Annotated in this window: 14 protein-coding genes and 1 rRNA gene; 12 read left to right on the forward strand and 3 right to left on the reverse strand. The window is 29.0% G+C overall.

The genetic code is table 11. The features are described 5' to 3' along the window. Positions 1 to 2 precede the first annotated feature (2 nt). The 6 genes from rrf to H8923_RS09280 all read left to right on the forward strand — a co-directional run bounded on the left by rrf (position 3) and on the right by H8923_RS09280 (position 3,707). Positions 3 to 119 (forward strand): 5S ribosomal RNA (rrf, locus tag H8923_RS09255). A gap of 197 nt (positions 120 to 316) precedes the next feature. Then, positions 317 to 598 (forward strand): hypothetical protein, encoded by a 282-nt coding sequence (locus H8923_RS09260; protein WP_153972309.1) that lies wholly within the window; start codon positions 317 to 319, stop codon positions 596 to 598. A 290-nt stretch (positions 599 to 888) separates the two neighbouring features. Then, on the forward strand, positions 889 to 1,317 hold the full coding sequence (locus H8923_RS09265) for a PTS sugar transporter subunit IIA (RefSeq protein WP_153972308.1): 429 nt from the start codon (positions 889 to 891) through the stop codon (positions 1,315 to 1,317). A gap of 317 nt (positions 1,318 to 1,634) precedes the next feature. Continuing rightward, positions 1,635 to 2,111 (forward strand): PTS galactosamine transporter subunit IIB, encoded by a 477-nt coding sequence (gene agaB, locus H8923_RS09270; protein ID WP_153972307.1) that lies wholly within the window; start codon positions 1,635 to 1,637, stop codon positions 2,109 to 2,111. An 11-nt stretch (positions 2,112 to 2,122) separates the two neighbouring features. Then, on the forward strand, positions 2,123 to 2,893 hold the full coding sequence (locus H8923_RS09275) for a PTS mannose/fructose/sorbose/N-acetylgalactosamine transporter subunit IIC (protein ID WP_153972306.1): 771 nt from the start codon (positions 2,123 to 2,125) through the stop codon (positions 2,891 to 2,893). After that, entirely contained in the window at positions 2,883 to 3,707 is an 825-nt protein-coding gene (locus H8923_RS09280; protein WP_153972305.1) for a PTS system mannose/fructose/sorbose family transporter subunit IID, read from the forward strand. The genes H8923_RS09275 and H8923_RS09280 overlap by 11 nt, the downstream gene beginning before the upstream one ends. A gap of 74 nt (positions 3,708 to 3,781) precedes the next feature. Here the strand turns inward: H8923_RS09280 and nagA are convergent, their stop codons facing one another. Continuing rightward, positions 3,782 to 4,930: an N-acetylglucosamine-6-phosphate deacetylase gene (gene nagA / locus H8923_RS09285; protein ID WP_317982869.1), complete on the reverse strand. Its 1,149-nt coding sequence runs from the start codon at positions 4,928 to 4,930 to the stop codon at positions 3,782 to 3,784. Beyond that, on the reverse strand, positions 4,908 to 5,219 hold the full coding sequence (locus H8923_RS09290; protein ID WP_153972303.1) for a hypothetical protein: 312 nt from the start codon (positions 5,217 to 5,219) through the stop codon (positions 4,908 to 4,910). Before H8923_RS09290 ends, nagA begins: the two co-directional genes overlap by 23 nt. A gap of 356 nt (positions 5,220 to 5,575) precedes the next feature. Between H8923_RS09290 and H8923_RS09295 the strand changes: the two genes are divergently transcribed. From H8923_RS09295 to hprK, 6 genes are all read left to right on the forward strand, one after another. Beyond that, the gene (locus tag H8923_RS09295; RefSeq protein WP_153972302.1) at positions 5,576 to 6,280 is read left to right on the forward strand and encodes a response regulator transcription factor; all 705 of its coding nucleotides are present in this window, start codon (positions 5,576 to 5,578) and stop codon (positions 6,278 to 6,280) included. Continuing rightward, complete coding sequence (locus tag H8923_RS09300) at positions 6,267 to 8,426, forward strand: sensor histidine kinase (protein ID WP_153972301.1); 2,160 nt, start codon at positions 6,267 to 6,269, stop codon at positions 8,424 to 8,426. The genes H8923_RS09295 and H8923_RS09300 overlap by 14 nt, the downstream gene beginning before the upstream one ends. Positions 8,427 to 8,626: 200 nt before the next feature. Continuing rightward, a complete protein-coding gene (gene uvrB / locus H8923_RS09305; protein ID WP_187127904.1) occupies positions 8,627 to 10,597 on the forward strand; it encodes an excinuclease ABC subunit UvrB in 1,971 nt (656 codons plus the stop codon). Then, a complete protein-coding gene (uvrA, locus tag H8923_RS09310) occupies positions 10,597 to 13,431 on the forward strand; it encodes an excinuclease ABC subunit UvrA (protein ID WP_153972300.1) in 2,835 nt (944 codons plus the stop codon). The genes uvrB and uvrA overlap by 1 nt, the downstream gene beginning before the upstream one ends. A gap of 143 nt (positions 13,432 to 13,574) precedes the next feature. Then, positions 13,575 to 15,386, forward strand: a complete 1,812-nt coding sequence (gene uvrC, locus H8923_RS09315) for an excinuclease ABC subunit UvrC (RefSeq protein ID WP_153972299.1) — start codon at positions 13,575 to 13,577, stop codon at positions 15,384 to 15,386. A gap of 9 nt (positions 15,387 to 15,395) precedes the next feature. Beyond that, the gene (gene hprK, locus H8923_RS09320; protein WP_153972298.1) at positions 15,396 to 16,325 is read left to right on the forward strand and encodes an HPr(Ser) kinase/phosphatase; all 930 of its coding nucleotides are present in this window, start codon (positions 15,396 to 15,398) and stop codon (positions 16,323 to 16,325) included. Between the two features lie 125 nt (positions 16,326 to 16,450). Here the strand turns inward: hprK and H8923_RS09325 are convergent, their stop codons facing one another. After that, complete coding sequence (locus H8923_RS09325) at positions 16,451 to 18,241, reverse strand: NADH-dependent [FeFe] hydrogenase, group A6 (RefSeq protein WP_153972297.1); 1,791 nt, start codon at positions 18,239 to 18,241, stop codon at positions 16,451 to 16,453. Positions 18,242 to 18,255: the final 14 nt, after the last annotated feature.

An 18,255-nucleotide genomic window follows, 5' to 3' on the forward strand; every position in this document is an offset into this window, starting at 1 on the left:
TATGTGGTTACTATAGCAAAGAGGATACACCTGTTCCCATTCCGAACACAGAAGTTAAGCTCTTTAGCGCTGATGGTACTTGGGGGGCAACCTCCTGGGAGAGTAAGACGTAGCCACGTGATCTTTTTTTTATTGTTCAAATATAATTTAGCTTATTATAAAAATACATATTTGTATAAATATTATCCATAAGTTAAACTTAAAATAAATATATCTTTATATTTAAATTATAAAGATATATTTATTTTTTTTAATAAAAAATTTGCATATGGACAACTTAATTATAAGCATATTATTTATTAAAGGAGATAAATTTATGGACAATATGAGAGAAATGAGAAAAAAACGTGAAGATGGGAAGTATGATTTAACATTAGAAATAGGCGATGGAGCTTATTTCGGAACATATGAAGATGTAGACTTAAAATCAGGAGAAGATTTAGTTAGGAATTATTTAAGAAATAATTCAGATGATGCTAATTTTGAAGACATAAAAATAAACTACAATAAAAATAGACATACTATAAGGGTTACTGCTGAATTAGATTATTATAGTGGTGAACATAAGGATTATACTAATAGAGGAAAATTAATGTAAAACAGAAAATTAATGAGCGTAATTCAAAATAAATTTATTAAATAAAATTTGATTTGATACGCTCATTTTATTTTTTATATAGTTTTAAATTTAAACTTAAAATAGAATTCATATTATAATTATCATTTTATATTGATGAAACTAAAAAAAGGTAATAAATAATATTTTTATGATAAATAAATTGCACATTAAAATATATATTGCTACAATTACATTGTAAAGATTGCTAGATATACATCAATTAAATTTATATATTTCACAAAAATTAATGTAGATATCAGGAGGTGTTTATGAACGGAATAATAATAATAGGACATGGCAACTTTGGATCCGGACTTAATAGTACGTTGGAGATTATAGCTGGTAAGTATGATTTCGTTAAATATGGAGATTTTACATCAGAAAAATCACCTGAAGAGTTTAAAGCAGAGGTTAGATTAGAATTAGAAAAGTTAAGGGATAAGGATAAGATTTTCTTTTTTACAGATGTAGTTGGTGGAACTCCATTTAAAGTTGCTTGTGAGTTAAAATTAGAGGATGATAGAATAGAAGTTTTCTATGGTACAAATATGGCTATGATAATAGAAACTTGTATGAATTCACAGTTCGATATAGAATTGGACAATGATTCAATTGCTAAAATTGGAAAATCTAATATAGATTCATTTAAATTAACTAAAAAAAATCAAGCTCAAGAAATGGCAGAGGAAGGTATATAGAATAAAATTTATGAATATACATTTTCTATATAGGTAATTTCTACAAAATGATGAAAATGTATAATAATGTAGAAAACGTTTACATATTTGTGGTAATTTGTAGTAAAGATGTATATTTAGAACAAATTAGAATTAATAAAGGGGTAATTTAGTATTATATTATGTCGTATATATACGATGTGTGATATAAATGTATGATTATTAAAAAATTTATAAATACAAGAAAAAATATATATAAATTAATTTTTATATTAATCAGTTAGAAGATTTTCTAATAAGATTAATATAAAATTACAGTTTAAAAGGGGGATATTTTAATGCCAAATATAGTATTAACAAGAATAGACAATAGATTAATCCATGGTCAAGTTGCAACAATGTGGACTGCAAGTGTAGGTGCGAATTTATTATTAGTTGCTAATGATGAAGTTTCAAAAGATGAATTTAGACAAAGTTTAATGGATATGGCGGCACCAGCAGCTGCTCAGACTAGATATTTCTCTATAGAAAAAACTATAAATATAATACATAAAGCAAGTCCTTCTCAAATGATAGCTTTAATATGTGAAAGTCCTCAAGATGTTTTAAAATTAGTAGAGGGTGGTGTACCTATAAAAAAAGTTAATATAGGTAATATGCATATGGCTGAAGGCAAAAAACAGGTATCTAAGGCTGTTTGTGTGGATCAAAGTGACGTAGATGCATTTAAAAAATTAAAAGAATTAGGTGTTGAATTAGAGATACGTCGTGTTCCATCAGAATCAGCAGAAGATATAAATAAATTATTTGAATAGGGGGAATTATCATGGATTTAAGTTTTGGTCAAATTGCACTAATACTTATTGTAACAATGATAGCAGCTATAGACCAATTTAACTTCTTAGAGTCTATTTATAGACCTATAGTTATTGGTCCTATAATAGGAGCTATCATGGGAGATTTACAAACAGGACTTATGATAGGTGCATCATATGAACTTATGATGATAGGAGCTATGCCAGTAGGTGGAGCTCAACCACCAAATGCTGTTATAGGGGGGATAATGGCAACCGTATTTGGTATAAGCTTAAAACTTGATGTAGCAGCAGCATTACCACTTGCAATACCATTTGCATTACTTGGACAATATGCTGTTACTGCTTTATTTACAGTGGTATCTCCATTAATGGTTAAAGCAGAAAAATATGCAGAAGAAGCAAATCCAAGTGGAATAGTAAGATTAAACTACTTAACAATGGGATTATTAGCAGTATTATTTGCTGTAATAGTTTTAGCAGGTTTAGTAGCAGGTTCAGCAATAGGTAAACAATTATCAGAAACAATACCAGTTTGGGTATTCGCAGGATTAGGTGCAGCAGGTAAGATGATGCCAGCTCTAGGATTTGGTATGTTATTAAGAGTTATGTACAGTAAGGAATTAGCAATGTTCTTATTTGTAGGATTTGTATTTGTTGCTTATATGCAATTACCATTGCTTGCAGTTGCATTTATAGGAGTTGCTGTAGCAGTGTATGATTTCCAAATGAATACAAGAAATGTACCACATGTAAAGGAGGCTGATACTGATGGCATCTAAAGCAAAAGAATATTATGTAGATAAGCAAGAAGCTCCAAAGTTAAGTAATAAAATACTTAATAAAATGGTTTGGAGATCATTATTCTTACAAGCATCATTCAACTATGAAAGAATGCAAGCTTGTGGATGGTTATATGGTATACTACCTGGATTACAAGAAATCCATAAAAATAAAGAAGATTTATCAACATCAATGACTCACAACTTAGAGTTCTTTAATACTCATCCATTCTTAGTAACATTTGTTATGGGGATAGTATTATCATTAGAGCAAAAGAAAACTGATGTACAAACAATAAGAGCATTAAGGGTTGCAGCAATGGGACCTTTAGGAGGAATCGGAGATGCTATATTCTGGTTTACTTTAACTCCAATAGCTGCTGGTATAGGTGCTAACTTAGCGTTACAAGGAAGTATTTTAGGACCAATTATATTCTTGCTACTATTTAACGTAGTTCAGTTTGCTTTAAGATATTGGTTAATGCATTGGTCATACAAAGTAGGGATGGATGGTATCCAAGCTATGACTAAGTTTGCTAAGCAGTTTACTCGTTCTGCTACAATATTAGGTTTAATAGTTGTAGGTGCTTTAATAGCTTCTTATGTTGGTGTTAACGTAGCATTGGAAATACCAATAGGTGAAACTAGTGTAGTAGTTCAAGAAGTATTAGATAGTATAATGCCTTGCTTATTACCATTATGCTTAACATTTATGATGTATAGTTTAGTTAAGAAGAATGTAAGTCCATTATTAAATATTGGATTATTAGTATTAATAGGATTAGTTGGTGGATACTTCGGTATATTTGTATAAAATAAACTTTTAATAAAAATAGAAAAGCAGTGATAATCTTGAATTATCACTGCTTTTCTATTTTTATCTGTATATTATATTTCAAAAGCGACTTTACCTCGACATATAGTTTTTACTACATTGAATTCGCTATCAAGTATAACTATATCAGCATCTTTACCTATATCTAAGCTACCTTTTCTAGTAAGTATTCCTAACTCTTTTGCAGGGTTAATACATGCCATAGTAATGGCATCATCTAGAGAACATCCTGAGAATTCTATTACATTTTTAACACTATTTATCATAGTATTAACACTTCCAGCTAAAGAACCAGATTCTAATCTAACTTCATTTTTAATTTTTATAACTTTTTGTCCACCTAATTTATACTCTCCATCTTCTAGTCCTTTTGCTTCCATAGCATCAGTAATTAATGTTACATTATTAGGTCCTTTAATTTTAACCACTGATTTTACAGTATTAGGGTGAAGGTGAATACCATCAACGATAATTTCAGTATTTAACTCATCAAAAGCAAATCCAGCAGTTACAACACCTGGAGTTCTGTGATGATGAGGACTTTGCCCATTATGGAAGTGAGTAACACTACTAAGTCCAAAAGAAATAGCTTTTTCTATATCTTCAAAATTAGCAGAACTATGTCCTACTGATGGAATTATATTATTTTCAGAAAGGTATTTAGTAAACTCAAAGTTCTTATCTAACTCTGGAGCATAAGTAACCTTTCTTATATTATTATTAGCTTCTTTCTCAAATATCTTGAAAGATTCAACTGTAGGATCTAGTATAAATTTCTCTGGTTGAGCACCCTTATGATGACAGTTTATAAAAGGACCTTCTAGATGGATACCTAATATCTCTGGCTGTCCAGCTATGTTATTATTATTCATATAACTTGATATATTATTTAAAGCTTTATTTATATTACTTATCTCTTGAGTCATAGTAGTTGGTAAAAAAGACGTTACGCCTTCCTTAGCTAGTGTTTTGACTATATGGTCTAAAGATTCGAAAGTTCCGTCCATAGCATCTGCACCATGAGAACCATGTATATGTGTATCTATAAAACCTGGAACAGCATAATATCCTTTTGGTATATTAATTTTCCCTCCTGAATTAGAGATTTTACCGTCTTTCATAAAAATACTAGTATTAGTTAAAACTTTTATCATTTTAAATATTATCCCCCTGTTAAGATTATTTTTTTGCTGGTTTATAATTCATTTTATAAACTACAAAAGCTATTAAACATGCTAATGTAATTTTTATACACGCTATAAATAAGAATAAACGAAGTAATGACATAAAATTTAATTCATTAAAAATTAAATATATTATAACTGTAGAAGAAGCTAGAATTTCAATTATAGAAACAAACTTAAGTGACATAGTTTCTATCTTGATTAAATGCTCTTCTTTTTGAGTTATCTTTGGTGCAATTATTCTTCTAACGTATGTAAATATGTTAAAAGCTAAAAATAGAATTAAAGCTATTTTTATTATTAGCATCTTTATTAAATCCCCCTTTTGAATATTATTCCTTAAGTAAATTATACTGTACTTTATTAAAAAGATAAAAAAAATTAAAAAAATTGTATAAATATTTTTTAGGAAGGATATAATACATATGTAAAACTTAATAAATAAAAATTACTCAATCTCCCCCATTTAATAAGATCTCTATCCCCCATAGAGATCTTTATTTTTTTATCTTTAGAAAATCTTTAGAATTATATAAACTTTATCTTTAGAGTTTTTATTTACTATATAGTTATAACAGACAAACTTACTAAATTATGTAAAAAGGAGATGATATATTTATGATATTATATAATCATGAAATTTTAAAAATGTGAGGTAATAATATGAATTCATATAATATTTTAGTTGTGGAAGATGAAGTAGATATAGCAAAAGCTATAGAGGCTTATTTATTGAATCAAGGCTATAATGTGTTTTTAGGTAATAATGGTATAGATGGACTTGAAATTTTAGAAAAGGAAAATATACATTTAGCTATAGTAGATATAATGATGCCTAAAATGGATGGAATAACATTTACTATGAAAGTAAGATTAGATTATGATTTTCCAATAATCATGTTATCAGCTAAATCAGAAGAAATAGATAAAATAACAGGATTAAACATAGGCGCAGATGACTATGTAAGTAAGCCATTTAAACCATTAGAATTACTGGCTAGAGTAAATTCACAATTAAGACGATATAAAAAATTTCTAGATATGAAAGAAAATAATATTATAAATAGAAATCTATATACTGTAGGAGGTCTTGAATTAGATAGCAGTACAAAAGATGTAACTATTGATGGAAAGATTATAAAAACTACTCCTATAGAGTTTAAGATTTTAGAGTTAATGATAAAAAATCCTGGGATCGTATTTTCAGCTGAAGATATATATGAAAAAGTATGGAAGGAAAGAGCTGTAAATACAGATACAATAATGGTTCATATTAGAAATATAAGAGAAAAAATAGAAATAAATCCTAAAAATCCGAAGTATTTGAAGGTAGTATGGGGAGTTGGATATAAAATTGAAAAACAATAAATTTATAGTAAAAATAATTTTGATATTAAGCATATTAATTAGTGCTATAGGAGTTTGTACAGCATATCCTAAAATAGAAAAAGATAGTACTAAATTTAGTTACAATGTATTTGAGTCGGAACACCATTTCTTAAAATATATAAATAGAAGTAATTATGCATTGTATTATAGTACATATAAAAATAATGGTGAAGAAGTATTAAACCCATCACAACTTTTGTTAAATTTAAAATCAGTTAAGGATGATCGATATAGAATAAATAACTATGAAAAAGTATTTAATGAAAATATATATAATTGGACTGATGATTTAAAAGATCGATTAGCAAACTTGGAATATTATGCCGTAAACAAAAGTAATAGTGTAGTTGTAGAAAGAAGTAATTTAAAATTAGAAGAGTTAATAAATGATGAATCTAGCTCAGATAAAATTAGTGAATTTAAGAAAATATATGAGTTTTATGTGATAATAGATTATGATGAAAATGGAAACATGAGTATATCAAATAGTTATAATGCAAATAAAAATGAAATATTAGGTAAGCTTGATGAACTACAAAGAGACAATTATGAATTTGAAATTTCTTCACTAGAGGGTGCAAAAATTAATCCTATAAAGAATATGACATACATATATGCAGTGCCACACAATTTAATATTTTCTGATCATATATCTTATATTATGCAAAATGAAGAGTATTATGCATATTCACAAGCGTCTTATTTATTTATAAATATAGCTATAATATTTATTATATTTGTATCATTATTAGTTCCATATAAAGAAGTAAAAGATATAAAAATATTTAAAGTAATAGTAAATATACCAGTAGAAATTTTAATAATAATAGTATCTTGTGCAATAGCATTTATATATAATTCGTCTGAAATTATAATGGTAACCTCTATAAAGGGAGAATTAATAAACTTAGTTCAATTAGAATTAAATAATCAGATAAAAAATCTAATTACTTACTCATTGAACATTATTTATTTTGCAATATGGTTTAGTATAATATCAATCGGAATATTTATATTAAAACATATAAAGAGAAAAAAGGTAAGGTTGTATTTAAGGGAAAACTCTATCATAATTAAATTTATTTTAAGGATTTTAACAGCTATAAAAAAAGGTTGGAACCAATTAACGGATTTTGATTTAGCTAATAAAAACAATTCTAAATTAGTTAAACTTCTTTTAATAAACTTATTGATTATATCATTAATATGTACCATGTGGATATTTGGTATAATAGTGGCGATTATTTACACAGTAGTGATATTTTCAATTTTAAGAAAAAAGTATGAAAAGATTAATAATGATTATAATGATTTGCTTAAATTAACTAATGAAATAGCAAATGGGAATTTAGATATTAATAATAAAGAGGATCTAGGTATATTTAACTCATTAAAAGATGAGATAACGCAGATACAAAAAGGATTCAAAACTGCTGTAAGAGAAGAATTGAAGAGTCAAAAGATGAAAACAGAACTTATATCAAATGTAAGTCATGATTTAAAAACACCATTAACTTCTATAATAACTTATATAGACTTACTAAAAGATGAAAACTTAAGTTGTGGAAATCGTGAGGAATATTTAGAAGTATTAGATAGGAAATCTCAAAGGCTAAAGGATTTGATAGAAGATTTATTTGAAGTAAGTAAAGCTACAAGTGGCGATATAAATCTAAATATTATTGATGTAGATATAGTATCTCTTATGAAACAAACTTTATTAGAGTTAAGTGATAAGATAAATGAATCGGATTTAATAATAAAGAAAAATTTACCTAGCGACAAGGTAGTTCTTAAATTGGATAGTCAACGAACTTTTAGAGTATTTGAAAATCTTATATTAAATATAACTAAATACTCAATGAAAGGATCAAGAGTTTATATTGATATATTAGAGGGATTAGATAACGTAACTATAAGTTTTAAAAATATAGCAGCTGAGGAAATAGATTATGATGTAAACTATATAACAGATAGGTTTGTAAGAGGAGATAAATCTAGGAATACTGAAGGAAGTGGTCTTGGACTTGCAATAGCTAAAAGCTTTGTAGAACTTCAAGGCGGAAGTTTTGAAGTGAGTACAGATGGAGATTTATTTAAAGTTATTATAGTTTTTAAAAATTAAAATATAAAAATAAAAAAAGCGTTTCTGGATGAAATTAAATATCTAGAGACGTTTTTTAAATTAGTCTCATGATTTGGTAGGATTTAAAATTAATTAAATTGGGTAAAATATGTAAAAAATGTTCTATAAATTGAGGATAGAGTTTATATTATGATATAATTATACTTATTAGGAACGAATGTTCGGAAAGGAGTGATATTGTGGATTTTAAAATAAGCTCAGATTTTAAGCCTACAGGAGATCAACCAGAAGCAATAAAATCGATTGTTACTGCTATAAACAATGATGAAAAGTTTTCAACTTTATTAGGAGTTACAGGTTCGGGAAAAACATTTACAATGGCAAATATTATACAAGAGGTAAAAAAGCCAACGTTGATACTTGCACATAATAAAACTTTAGCAGCACAGCTTTATAGCGAATTTAAAGAGTTCTTTCCAGATAATGCAGTTGAATATTTTGTAAGTTACTATGATTATTATCAGCCAGAAGCTTATGTAGCTCATAGTGATACATATATTGAAAAAGATGCTAGTATTAATGACGAAATAGATAAGTTAAGACATTCCGCTACTGCATCAATTTTAGAAAGAAGAGATGTAATTATAATATCATCTGTGTCATGTATTTATGGTTTAGGAGATCCAGAAGATTATAAAGAATTGATGGTATCATTAAGACCAGGTATGCAAAAAGATAGGGATGAGATTATAAAACGTTTAATAGAGATTCAATACGAAAGAAACGATATTAACTTTGTCAGAGGTACATTTAGAGTAAGAGGAGATATTCTAGAGATATTCCCAGCTAGTAATGATGAAAAAGCTATTAGAATAGAATTCTTCGGCGATGAAATAGATAGAATTACTGAGATAGATTATGTAACAGGAAAAATTGCAGGAGTTAGAAACCATGTAGTTATATTCCCTGCATCTCATTACGTAACAACACCAGAAAGAATTGAACAAGCAATTATAAGGATAGAAAAAGAGCTTGAAGAAAGAGTTAAGTATTTTAAAGAAAATGATAAATTACTAGAAGCTCAAAGAATAGAACAAAGAACGAAATACGATATAGAAATGTTAAAGGAAATTGGATTCTGCCAGGGAATTGAAAACTATTCTAGACATGTAACAGGCAGGAAAGAAGGGGAAAAGCCATATACTTTAATGGATTTCTTCCCAGATGATTATTTAATGATAGTAGACGAGTCTCACGTTACGATACCTCAGGTAAGAGGAATGTATGGAGGAGATAGATCAAGAAAAACATCACTTATAGACAATGGATTTAGATTACCATCAGCTTATGATAATAGACCTTTAAATTTTAATGAATTTGAAGAAAATATAAATCAAATTCTATTTGTAACTGCTACACCAGGACCTTACGAAATAGAGCATTCTACAACCATAGCAGAACAAATAATAAGACCTACTGGATTATTAGACCCTATTATAGAAGTAAGACCTATAGAAAACCAAATAGATAATTTAGTTGGAGAGATTAATACTGTTATAGAAAAGGGTGAGAGAGTATTAATTACTACATTAACTAAGAAGATGAGTGAAGATCTTACTAACTATTTGAAAGAAATTGGTATAAAAGTTAAGTACTTGCACTCTGATATAGATACTTTAGAAAGAACAGAAATTATAAGAGATTTAAGATTAGGTAAGTTTGATGTTTTAGTAGGAATAAACTTATTAAGAGAAGGTTTAGATATACCAGAAGTATCATTAGTTGCAATTTTAGATGCAGATAAGGAAGGTTTCTTACGTTCTGAAACTTCTTTAATACAAACAGTAGGACGTGCTGCAAGAAATTCAGAAGGTAAAGTTATAATGTATGCAGATAAGATAACTAGATCTATGCAAGCAACAATAGAAGAAACTAAGAGAAGAAGAGAAATACAATCTTTATACAATAAAGAGCATGGTATAGTTCCAAAAACTATACAAAAACGTGTTAGAGATAGTATAGAAGCTACTAAGGTAGCAGATGAAGAGGTAGTATACGGAATTAAGGATACTAATGATATAGAGGAAATTAAAAATAATATAGCAACTCTACAAGCTGAAATGATGGATGCTGCACAGAATCTACAATTTGAAAGAGCAGCAGAGCTTAGAGATAAAATAAAACAACTAGAGGAAAGGATAAAAGATTAATGGAAGACAAAATTGTAATTAAAGGCGCAAAAGAACATAATCTAAAAGATGTTAATTTAGAACTTCCTAGAAATAAATTCATTGTTTTCACAGGGTTATCAGGTTCGGGAAAATCATCTTTAGCATTTGATACTATTTATGCTGAAGGTCAAAGAAGATATGTAGAAAGTTTATCTGCATATGCAAGACAGTTTTTAGGACAAATGGAAAAACCTAATGTAGAATATATAGAAGGTCTATCTCCAGCAATATCAATAGATCAAAAAACAACATCAAAAAATCCTCGTTCTACAGTGGGAACAGTTACTGAAATATATGATTATTTAAGATTACTATTTGCTAGAGTAGGAGAAGTCCATTGTCCTGTATGTGGTGAAAAAATAAGTCAAATGACTATTCAAGAAATAGTAGATAAAATATTAGAGTTTCCAGAAAGAACAAAGTTACAGATATTATCACCAGTAGTTAGAGGTCAAAAAGGAACTCATAAAAAGGTCATAGAAAATATTAAAAAAGATGGCTTCGTAAGAATAAGGGTAGATGGAGAAAACTATGAAGTTACTGATGAATTTGATTTAAACAAGAATCAAAAACATAATATAGAAGTTGTAGTAGATAGAATAATCGTAAAAGACGGAATTGAGTCAAGATTAGCAGATTCAATAGAAACTGCAGTTAAATTATCAGATGGACTTGTTATTGCTCAAATCATTGATGGAGAAGAAATTCTTTATTCTACTAAGTTTGCTTGTCCAGAACATGGAATAGGTATAGAAGAGTTATCGCCAAGAATGTTCTCATTTAATGCTCCTTTTGGTGCTTGTACTGTTTGTAATGGATTAGGAGAAAGTAAAGAAGTTGATCCTGACTTAGTTATACCAAATAAAGAATTATCAATAAAGCAAGGTGCAATAGCTGCTTGGGGTTCAGTAAGTACAAGTGATGATACGTACTATAGTAAAATGGTACAAAGTTTAGCTGCACATTTTAATGTGTCACTAGATACACCATTTAAAGACTTACCAGAAGATTTTGTTCAAGAATTACTTTATGGAGAAAATAATGTAATGGTAGAGTTTATATTTGAATCTAAGTTTGGAGGTAGAAGAGAATATAAAGCTCCATTTGAAGGTGTTATAGTAAACTTAGAGAGAAGATATAGAGAAACTAACTCTGATTATTCTAGAGATAAGATAGAAGAGTTTATGGCAGAAAGACCTTGTCCAAAATGTAAAGGTTCAAGGCTTAGAAAAGAAGTTTTATCTGTATTAGTTGATAATAAGAATATAATGGATGTAACTGATTTATCAATTAATGAACTTATAGATTATATAGAGAATATAGAGCTTACAGAAAAACAAAAATTTATAGCTCATGAAATATTAAAAGAAATAAAGGGAAGAGCATCTTTCTTAAAAGATGTTGGTCTAGATTATTTAAATCTATCTAGAAAAGCAGGGACTTTATCGGGAGGAGAAGCACAACGTATAAGACTTGCTACTCAAATAGGTTCTGCTCTTGTAGGTGTATTATATGTTCTAGATGAACCAAGTATAGGACTACATCAAAGAGATAATGATAGACTTATCGCTACTTTAAGGCATTTAACTGATTTAGGAAATACGCTTATAGTAGTAGAGCATGATGAAGATACTATGAAGGAAGCTGATTATATAGTGGATATAGGTCCAGGAGCAGGTGTTCATGGTGGAGAAATAGTAGCTCAAGGTACTTTAGATGAAATTTTAGAAAATGAAAACTCTATTACAGGTCAGTATCTAAGTGGAAAGAAACAGATAGTAATTCCTGAAAAAACTAGAGAAGGAAATGGAAGTTTTATAGAGGTAGTTAGAGCAAGTGAAAATAACTTAAAAAATATAAATGCCAAATTCCCATTGGGTAAATTTATATGTGTTACTGGAGTTTCAGGGTCAGGAAAAAGTACATTAATAAATGATATCTTATATACAGGTATTGCTGCTAAGGTAAATAGACTTAGAGAAAGACCAGGTAAACATAAAGAAATAAAAGGTATAGAAAATATAGATAAAGTAATAAATATAGATCAAAGCCCAATAGGTAGAACTCCAAGATCAAATCCAGCAACTTATACAGGTGTATTTGATCAAATAAGAGATATATTTGCTGCTACTAATGAAGCTAAAGCTAGAGGCTATAAAAAGGGTAGATTTAGTTTTAATGTAAAAGGTGGAAGATGTGAGGCTTGTAAGGGTGACGGTATAATTAAAATTGAAATGCATTTCTTACCAGATGTTTACGTACCTTGTGAAGTTTGTAAAGGAGAAAGATATAATAGAGAAACTTTACAAGTTAAATACAAAGATAAGACGATAGCTGACATATTAGATATGAATGTAGAGGAAGCTCTTACATTTTTTGAAAATATTCCAAATATAAAAAGAAAGCTTGAGACTTTAATGGATGTTGGTCTTTCATATATAAAACTAGGTCAACCTTCAACTCAATTATCAGGTGGTGAAGCTCAAAGAATTAAGCTAGCTACAGAATTAAGTAAAAGACCTACTGGTAAAACTTTATATATTTTAGATGAACCTACTACTGGTCTTCATATGGCTGATGTAGATAAGCTTATAGATGTATTACAAAGGTTAGCAGATACAGGAAATACTATCGTTGTTATAGAGCATAACTTAGATGTTATAAAAACTTGTGATTATATAATCGACTTAGGTCCAGAAGGTGGAGATAAAGGTGGAACTATAATTGCAAAAGGAACTCCAAAAGAGGTTTCTAAAGTAGAAGGATCTTATACAGGTAAATTTTTAAAAAGATACTTTGAAGAAGAAAAATAAAATATAAAGTATTTTAATAATACCTCCTATTTTAAATATTACAGAAATAGTAATGTAAGTTTAGGGGGTATTTTTTTACAAGGAGATATTTTAGGTTTTTAGGGTATAATTTTAATATAAATTTTAGTTTTGGAGGGAATAATTTGTTTGACATACAAGAACAATTAAAAAAGCTTCCAGCTGAGCCTGGAGTATATTTAATGAAGGATCAATTTGATAATATAATTTATGTTGGAAAGGCTATATCATTAAAGAATAGAGTAAGGCAGTATTTTCAATCATCGAAAAATCACTCTTCAAAAGTTAAATCAATGGTAAAGAATATAAAAAGTTTCGAGTATATTATAACTGATTCTGAGCTAGAGGCATTAATACTTGAATGCAACTTAATAAAGCAATATAGACCCAAATATAATGTTTTATTAAGAGATGATAAGACTTATCCATATATAAAGGTAACTATAAATGAAGATTATCCAAGAGTATTAAAAGTTAGAAGAGTACTAAAAGATAAGGCAAAATATTTTGGACCATATACAAATTTAACTGCAGTAAATGATACCTTAGAAATAATAAGAAATACTTATCCTATAAGAACATGCAATATAGATATAGATAAGGCTATAAAAAACAATATGAGACCATGTTTAAATATGCATATAAAGAAGTGTGTAGGGCCTTGCACAGGTAATGTATCCAAAGAAGAATATAATGAGATGGTAGAAGACATAATTATGTTTTTATCTGGAAAAGAAGAAACATTAATAGAAATATTAAAAGAAAAAATGAATAAATCTGCTATGGAGTTTAATTTCGAAGAAGCTGCCATATATAGAGATAAAATTAGAAGTTTAGAAGAAATGATGCAAAAACAGAAAATAGATGCTACCACTTCAGATCTAAATCAGGATGTAATAGCTATGGCAAGAGCTCATGATGAGGCTTGTGTTCAAGTATTCTTTATAAGAAATGGTAAGATAGTTGGAAGAGAACATTTTATATTAGTTGGTGTTATGGACAGTTCTAGGGCATCAATTTTAGGATCTTTTGTAAAACAATTCTATATGGAACAAGAGTACATTCCTAGAGAATTAATTATAGAAGATGAAATAGAAGATAGTTTTATTTTAGAAGAATGGTTGTCGGCTAAAAAAGGTCAAAAGGTAACTATAAGAGTACCTCAAAAAGGAGAAAAAAAGAATTTAGTAGATATGGTTAGGAAGAATGCTATAGAATATCTTGAAAAATTTTCAGATATGAATAAGCTTAAATATGAAAAGAGTTTAGGAGCATTGGATCAATTAAAAGATTTATTAGGATTAGAAGAAATTCCAAAGAGAATAGAATCTTTTGATATTTCTAATATTCAAGGGGTAGACTCAATAGGTTCAATGGTTGTATTTACAAATGGAAAGAAGGATAAGAAAGAATATAGAAGGTATAAAATAAAAACTGTAATAGGACCAAATGACTACGATTCTATGGCTGAAATAGTAGAAAGAAGACTAAAATACGGTGATTTACCAAATTTAATTTTATTAGATGGAGGAAAAGGACAAGTAAGCTCAGTTCAGAGGGTTTTAGATAAGTATGGTGTAGAAATTCCTCTATGGGGAATGTATAAAGACGATAAACATAGAACGAAGGGCTTAATTTCCCAGGAAAAGGAGATAGAATTAGATAAAACTACTAATTTGTATAGATTTGTAGCAAGTATACAAGAAGAAGTCCATAATTTCGCTATTAGCTATCATAGAAGTTTAAGAAATAAATCTTTGACAAAGTCAGTTTTAGATGATATACAAGGTATAGGGGAAAAAAGAAAAAAAGCTTTATTAGCTCACTTTAAAGATATAGATGCTATAAAAAAAGCCAGTGTTGAAGAATTGGCAAGTGTTGAGGGAATGAATACAGCATCAGCAGAGAGTGTTTATAATTTTTTTAAGAAGGGATAGTAAAATAGAATGGAATACTTAGATAGGGTATCAATAAATGATATTATAAAGGATTTGAAGTTAGATATTGTATATATGCCAGAAGGAAAGGAATATTATGTTGCTTCTCAAGACTTGAATAGAACAGGATTACAGTTTGCAGGTTATTTTGAGTATTTTGCTTATGAAAGATTACAAATAGTAGGTAAGGCAGAGTATAACTATTTTAGTAATATGGATTCAGATACAAGAGAAGTGGTGTTAGATAAATTCTTTTCATATGAGATACCTGCACTAATCGTTTCTAGAAATTTAGAAGTTAAACCAGATGTAATAGAAAAAGCCAAGAAATATGATAGAGTAATCTTAAGCTCGAGAAGAAACACAACAAGAATTATGAATTCATTATCAAGTTATTTAGACAATAAATTAGCACCTCATACGACTATACATGGAGTTTTAGTAGATGTATATGGGATAGGTGTATTAATAAAGGGTGAAAGTAGTATAGGAAAATCAGAAACTGCTCTGGAGCTTATCCAAAGAGGTCATAGATTAGTAGCCGATGATGCAGTAGAAATAAGAAAATTAGATGATAGTTTTTTAGTTGGTCAATCACCAGAATTACTAAGACATTTTTTAGAGATAAGAGGAATAGGAATAATAGATGTAAGAAGCTTATATGGAGTAGGTGCTGTTAAAACCTCTAAGAAAATAGATTTAGTAATACATTTAGAAGGATGGGATGAAAATAAGTATTATGATAGACTAGGATTAGATAAAGAGTATGAAGAAATTCTAGGAGAAAAAGTAGAACAGCTAGTTGTTCCAGTTAAGCCAGGTAGAAATACAGCAATGATTATTGAGGTTGCTGCAATGAACTTTAGGCAAAAAGGAATGGGGTATGATGCAGCTCAAGAATTCACAAAAAAATTATCAGATTTAATAGATAGTAAATAAATATTATATATATTAAAAATTATACAAGTTATAGATTTTTCTTTAGGAGATAAAAATATAATTAAGTTAAACACAATATAAAGGTAGTACCTAAGACTAAAGGTACTACCTTTTATTTTAATTAGTTATTCTGCAGAGCTATCAGTAGCAAGTTCTGGCTCAGTTTGAATTTCACCATATACGTTACTTTTATCAAAGTAATGAGTATGTAAGTACTTATGAGCTATATGGCCGTTAGGTTCACCTAAGAACTCGGCATATAATTTTTGTATATCTGGGTTTTCATGAGATTTACGAAGAGGTTTATGTGCATCTATTTCATATAATCCAGCGCCTCTAGCTTTAACTTTTTCATAATCTCCTCCATGGAATGGTTGACCACCACCAGCTACACATCCACCAGGACAAGCCATGATTTCTATAATATGATACTTAGATTTACCAGATCTTAATTCGTCCATAAGAACTCTGGCGTTACCTAAACTACTAGCGGCAGCAACATTTACAGTCTTTCCATTTATATTTATGCTAGCTTCTTTTATTCCCTCCATACCTCTTACGGAAGTAAAGTTAATGTCTTCTAGAGTTTCATCAGTTATTACTTCATAAGCAGTACGAAGAGCTGCTTCTAAAACTCCGCCAGTAACACCAAATATATCAGCAGCACCAGTAGAATATCCAAGAGGGCTATCAAATTCAGATTCTTCTAAGTTAGCTAAATCTAAACCAGCTTCTTTTATCATTCTAGCTAATTCTCTTACAGTTATAGATAAATCTGTATCAATTATTCCATCTTGGCCTAATTCTTCTCTTGCTACTTCGTATTTTTTAGCAACACAAGGCATTATAGATATAATTATAACTTCATCAGGTTTTTTATTTAATACCTTATCAGCAAAATAATACCTAGCTATTGGAGAGAACATACCTTGAGGAGATCTACAAGTTGATAAGTGATTTATTAAATCAGGGTATTCATGTTCTACAAAATTTACCCAAGCTGGGCAGCAACTTGTTAATATAGGAAGATTTTGATTTTGTTGTAATCTTCCTATAAACTCAGTTCCTTCTTCCATTATAGTTAAATCAGCTGCAAAGTTAGTATCAAAGACATAATCAAATCCTAATGCCTTTAAAGCAGACACTAATTTACCAGTAGATATAGAACCAGGAGCTAATCCAAATTCTTCACTTATACCAACTCTTACAGCAGGAGCTATTTGAACCATTACAGGCTTTTCTTTTTGAGATAAAGCAGCCCAAGCTTCAGATGTATTGTCTTTTTCCATTAAAGCTCCAGTTGGACACACACTTATACATTGACCGCAGAATGTACATTCAGTATCGCATAAATCAGAATTAAAGAATGTACCAACCTCTGTGTTGAAACCACGATTAACACCAGAAAGTACACCTACAGTTTGAACTTCATTACACATAGTTTCACATCTTCTACATAGTATACACTTATCGTGGTCTTTAACTATAGATTTAGAAGAAGTATCAGTTGGAGCAGTAGCTTGCTCACCTCTGAATCTTACTTTTCTTATTCCTAATTCTGCAGCTATATCTTGTAATTCACATTTTCCGTTTTTAGAACAAGATAAACAATCTTGTGGATGATCTGATAATAATAATTCAACAACGTTTTTACGGAACTTTAATGCTTCTGGAGTATTAGTATTAACAACCATACCTTCTTTAACATTTGTACCACAAGCAGGAACTAAACCTCTTCCAGCACTAACCATACATACACGGCAAGATGCACATTGGTTAACCATATTTATTTCATCCATTTTTAAATGGCATAAATTAGGTATATTAATATTTACTTGTTTTGCAGCATCAAGGATTTTAGTACCAGCTGGTACAGAGACCTCTTTGCCATTTATAGTTAAATTAACTAAACTCATTGATATCCCCCCTA

This window comes from Romboutsia faecis (assembly GCF_014323405.1).
GTDB lineage: Bacteria > Bacillota > Clostridia > Peptostreptococcales > Peptostreptococcaceae > Romboutsia_E > Romboutsia_E faecis.

Coding starts and splice junctions, on each gene's coding strand:
- H8923_RS09260 (WP_153972309.1), top strand. CDS start 317: ATGGACAATATGAGAGAAATGAGAAAAAAACGTGAAGATGGGAAGTAT.
- H8923_RS09265 (WP_153972308.1), top strand. CDS start 889: ATGAACGGAATAATAATAATAGGACATGGCAACTTTGGATCCGGACTT.
- agaB (WP_153972307.1), top strand. CDS start 1,635: ATGCCAAATATAGTATTAACAAGAATAGACAATAGATTAATCCATGGT.
- H8923_RS09275 (WP_153972306.1), top strand. CDS start 2,123: ATGGATTTAAGTTTTGGTCAAATTGCACTAATACTTATTGTAACAATG.
- H8923_RS09280 (WP_153972305.1), top strand. CDS start 2,883: ATGGCATCTAAAGCAAAAGAATATTATGTAGATAAGCAAGAAGCTCCA.
- H8923_RS09290 (WP_153972303.1), bottom strand. CDS start 5,219: ATGCTAATAATAAAAATAGCTTTAATTCTATTTTTAGCTTTTAACATA.
- H8923_RS09295 (WP_153972302.1), top strand. CDS start 5,576: ATGAATTCATATAATATTTTAGTTGTGGAAGATGAAGTAGATATAGCA.
- uvrA (WP_153972300.1), top strand. CDS start 10,597: ATGGAAGACAAAATTGTAATTAAAGGCGCAAAAGAACATAATCTAAAA.
- hprK (WP_153972298.1), top strand. CDS start 15,396: ATGGAATACTTAGATAGGGTATCAATAAATGATATTATAAAGGATTTG.
- H8923_RS09325 (WP_153972297.1), bottom strand. CDS start 18,241: ATGAGTTTAGTTAATTTAACTATAAATGGCAAAGAGGTCTCTGTACCA.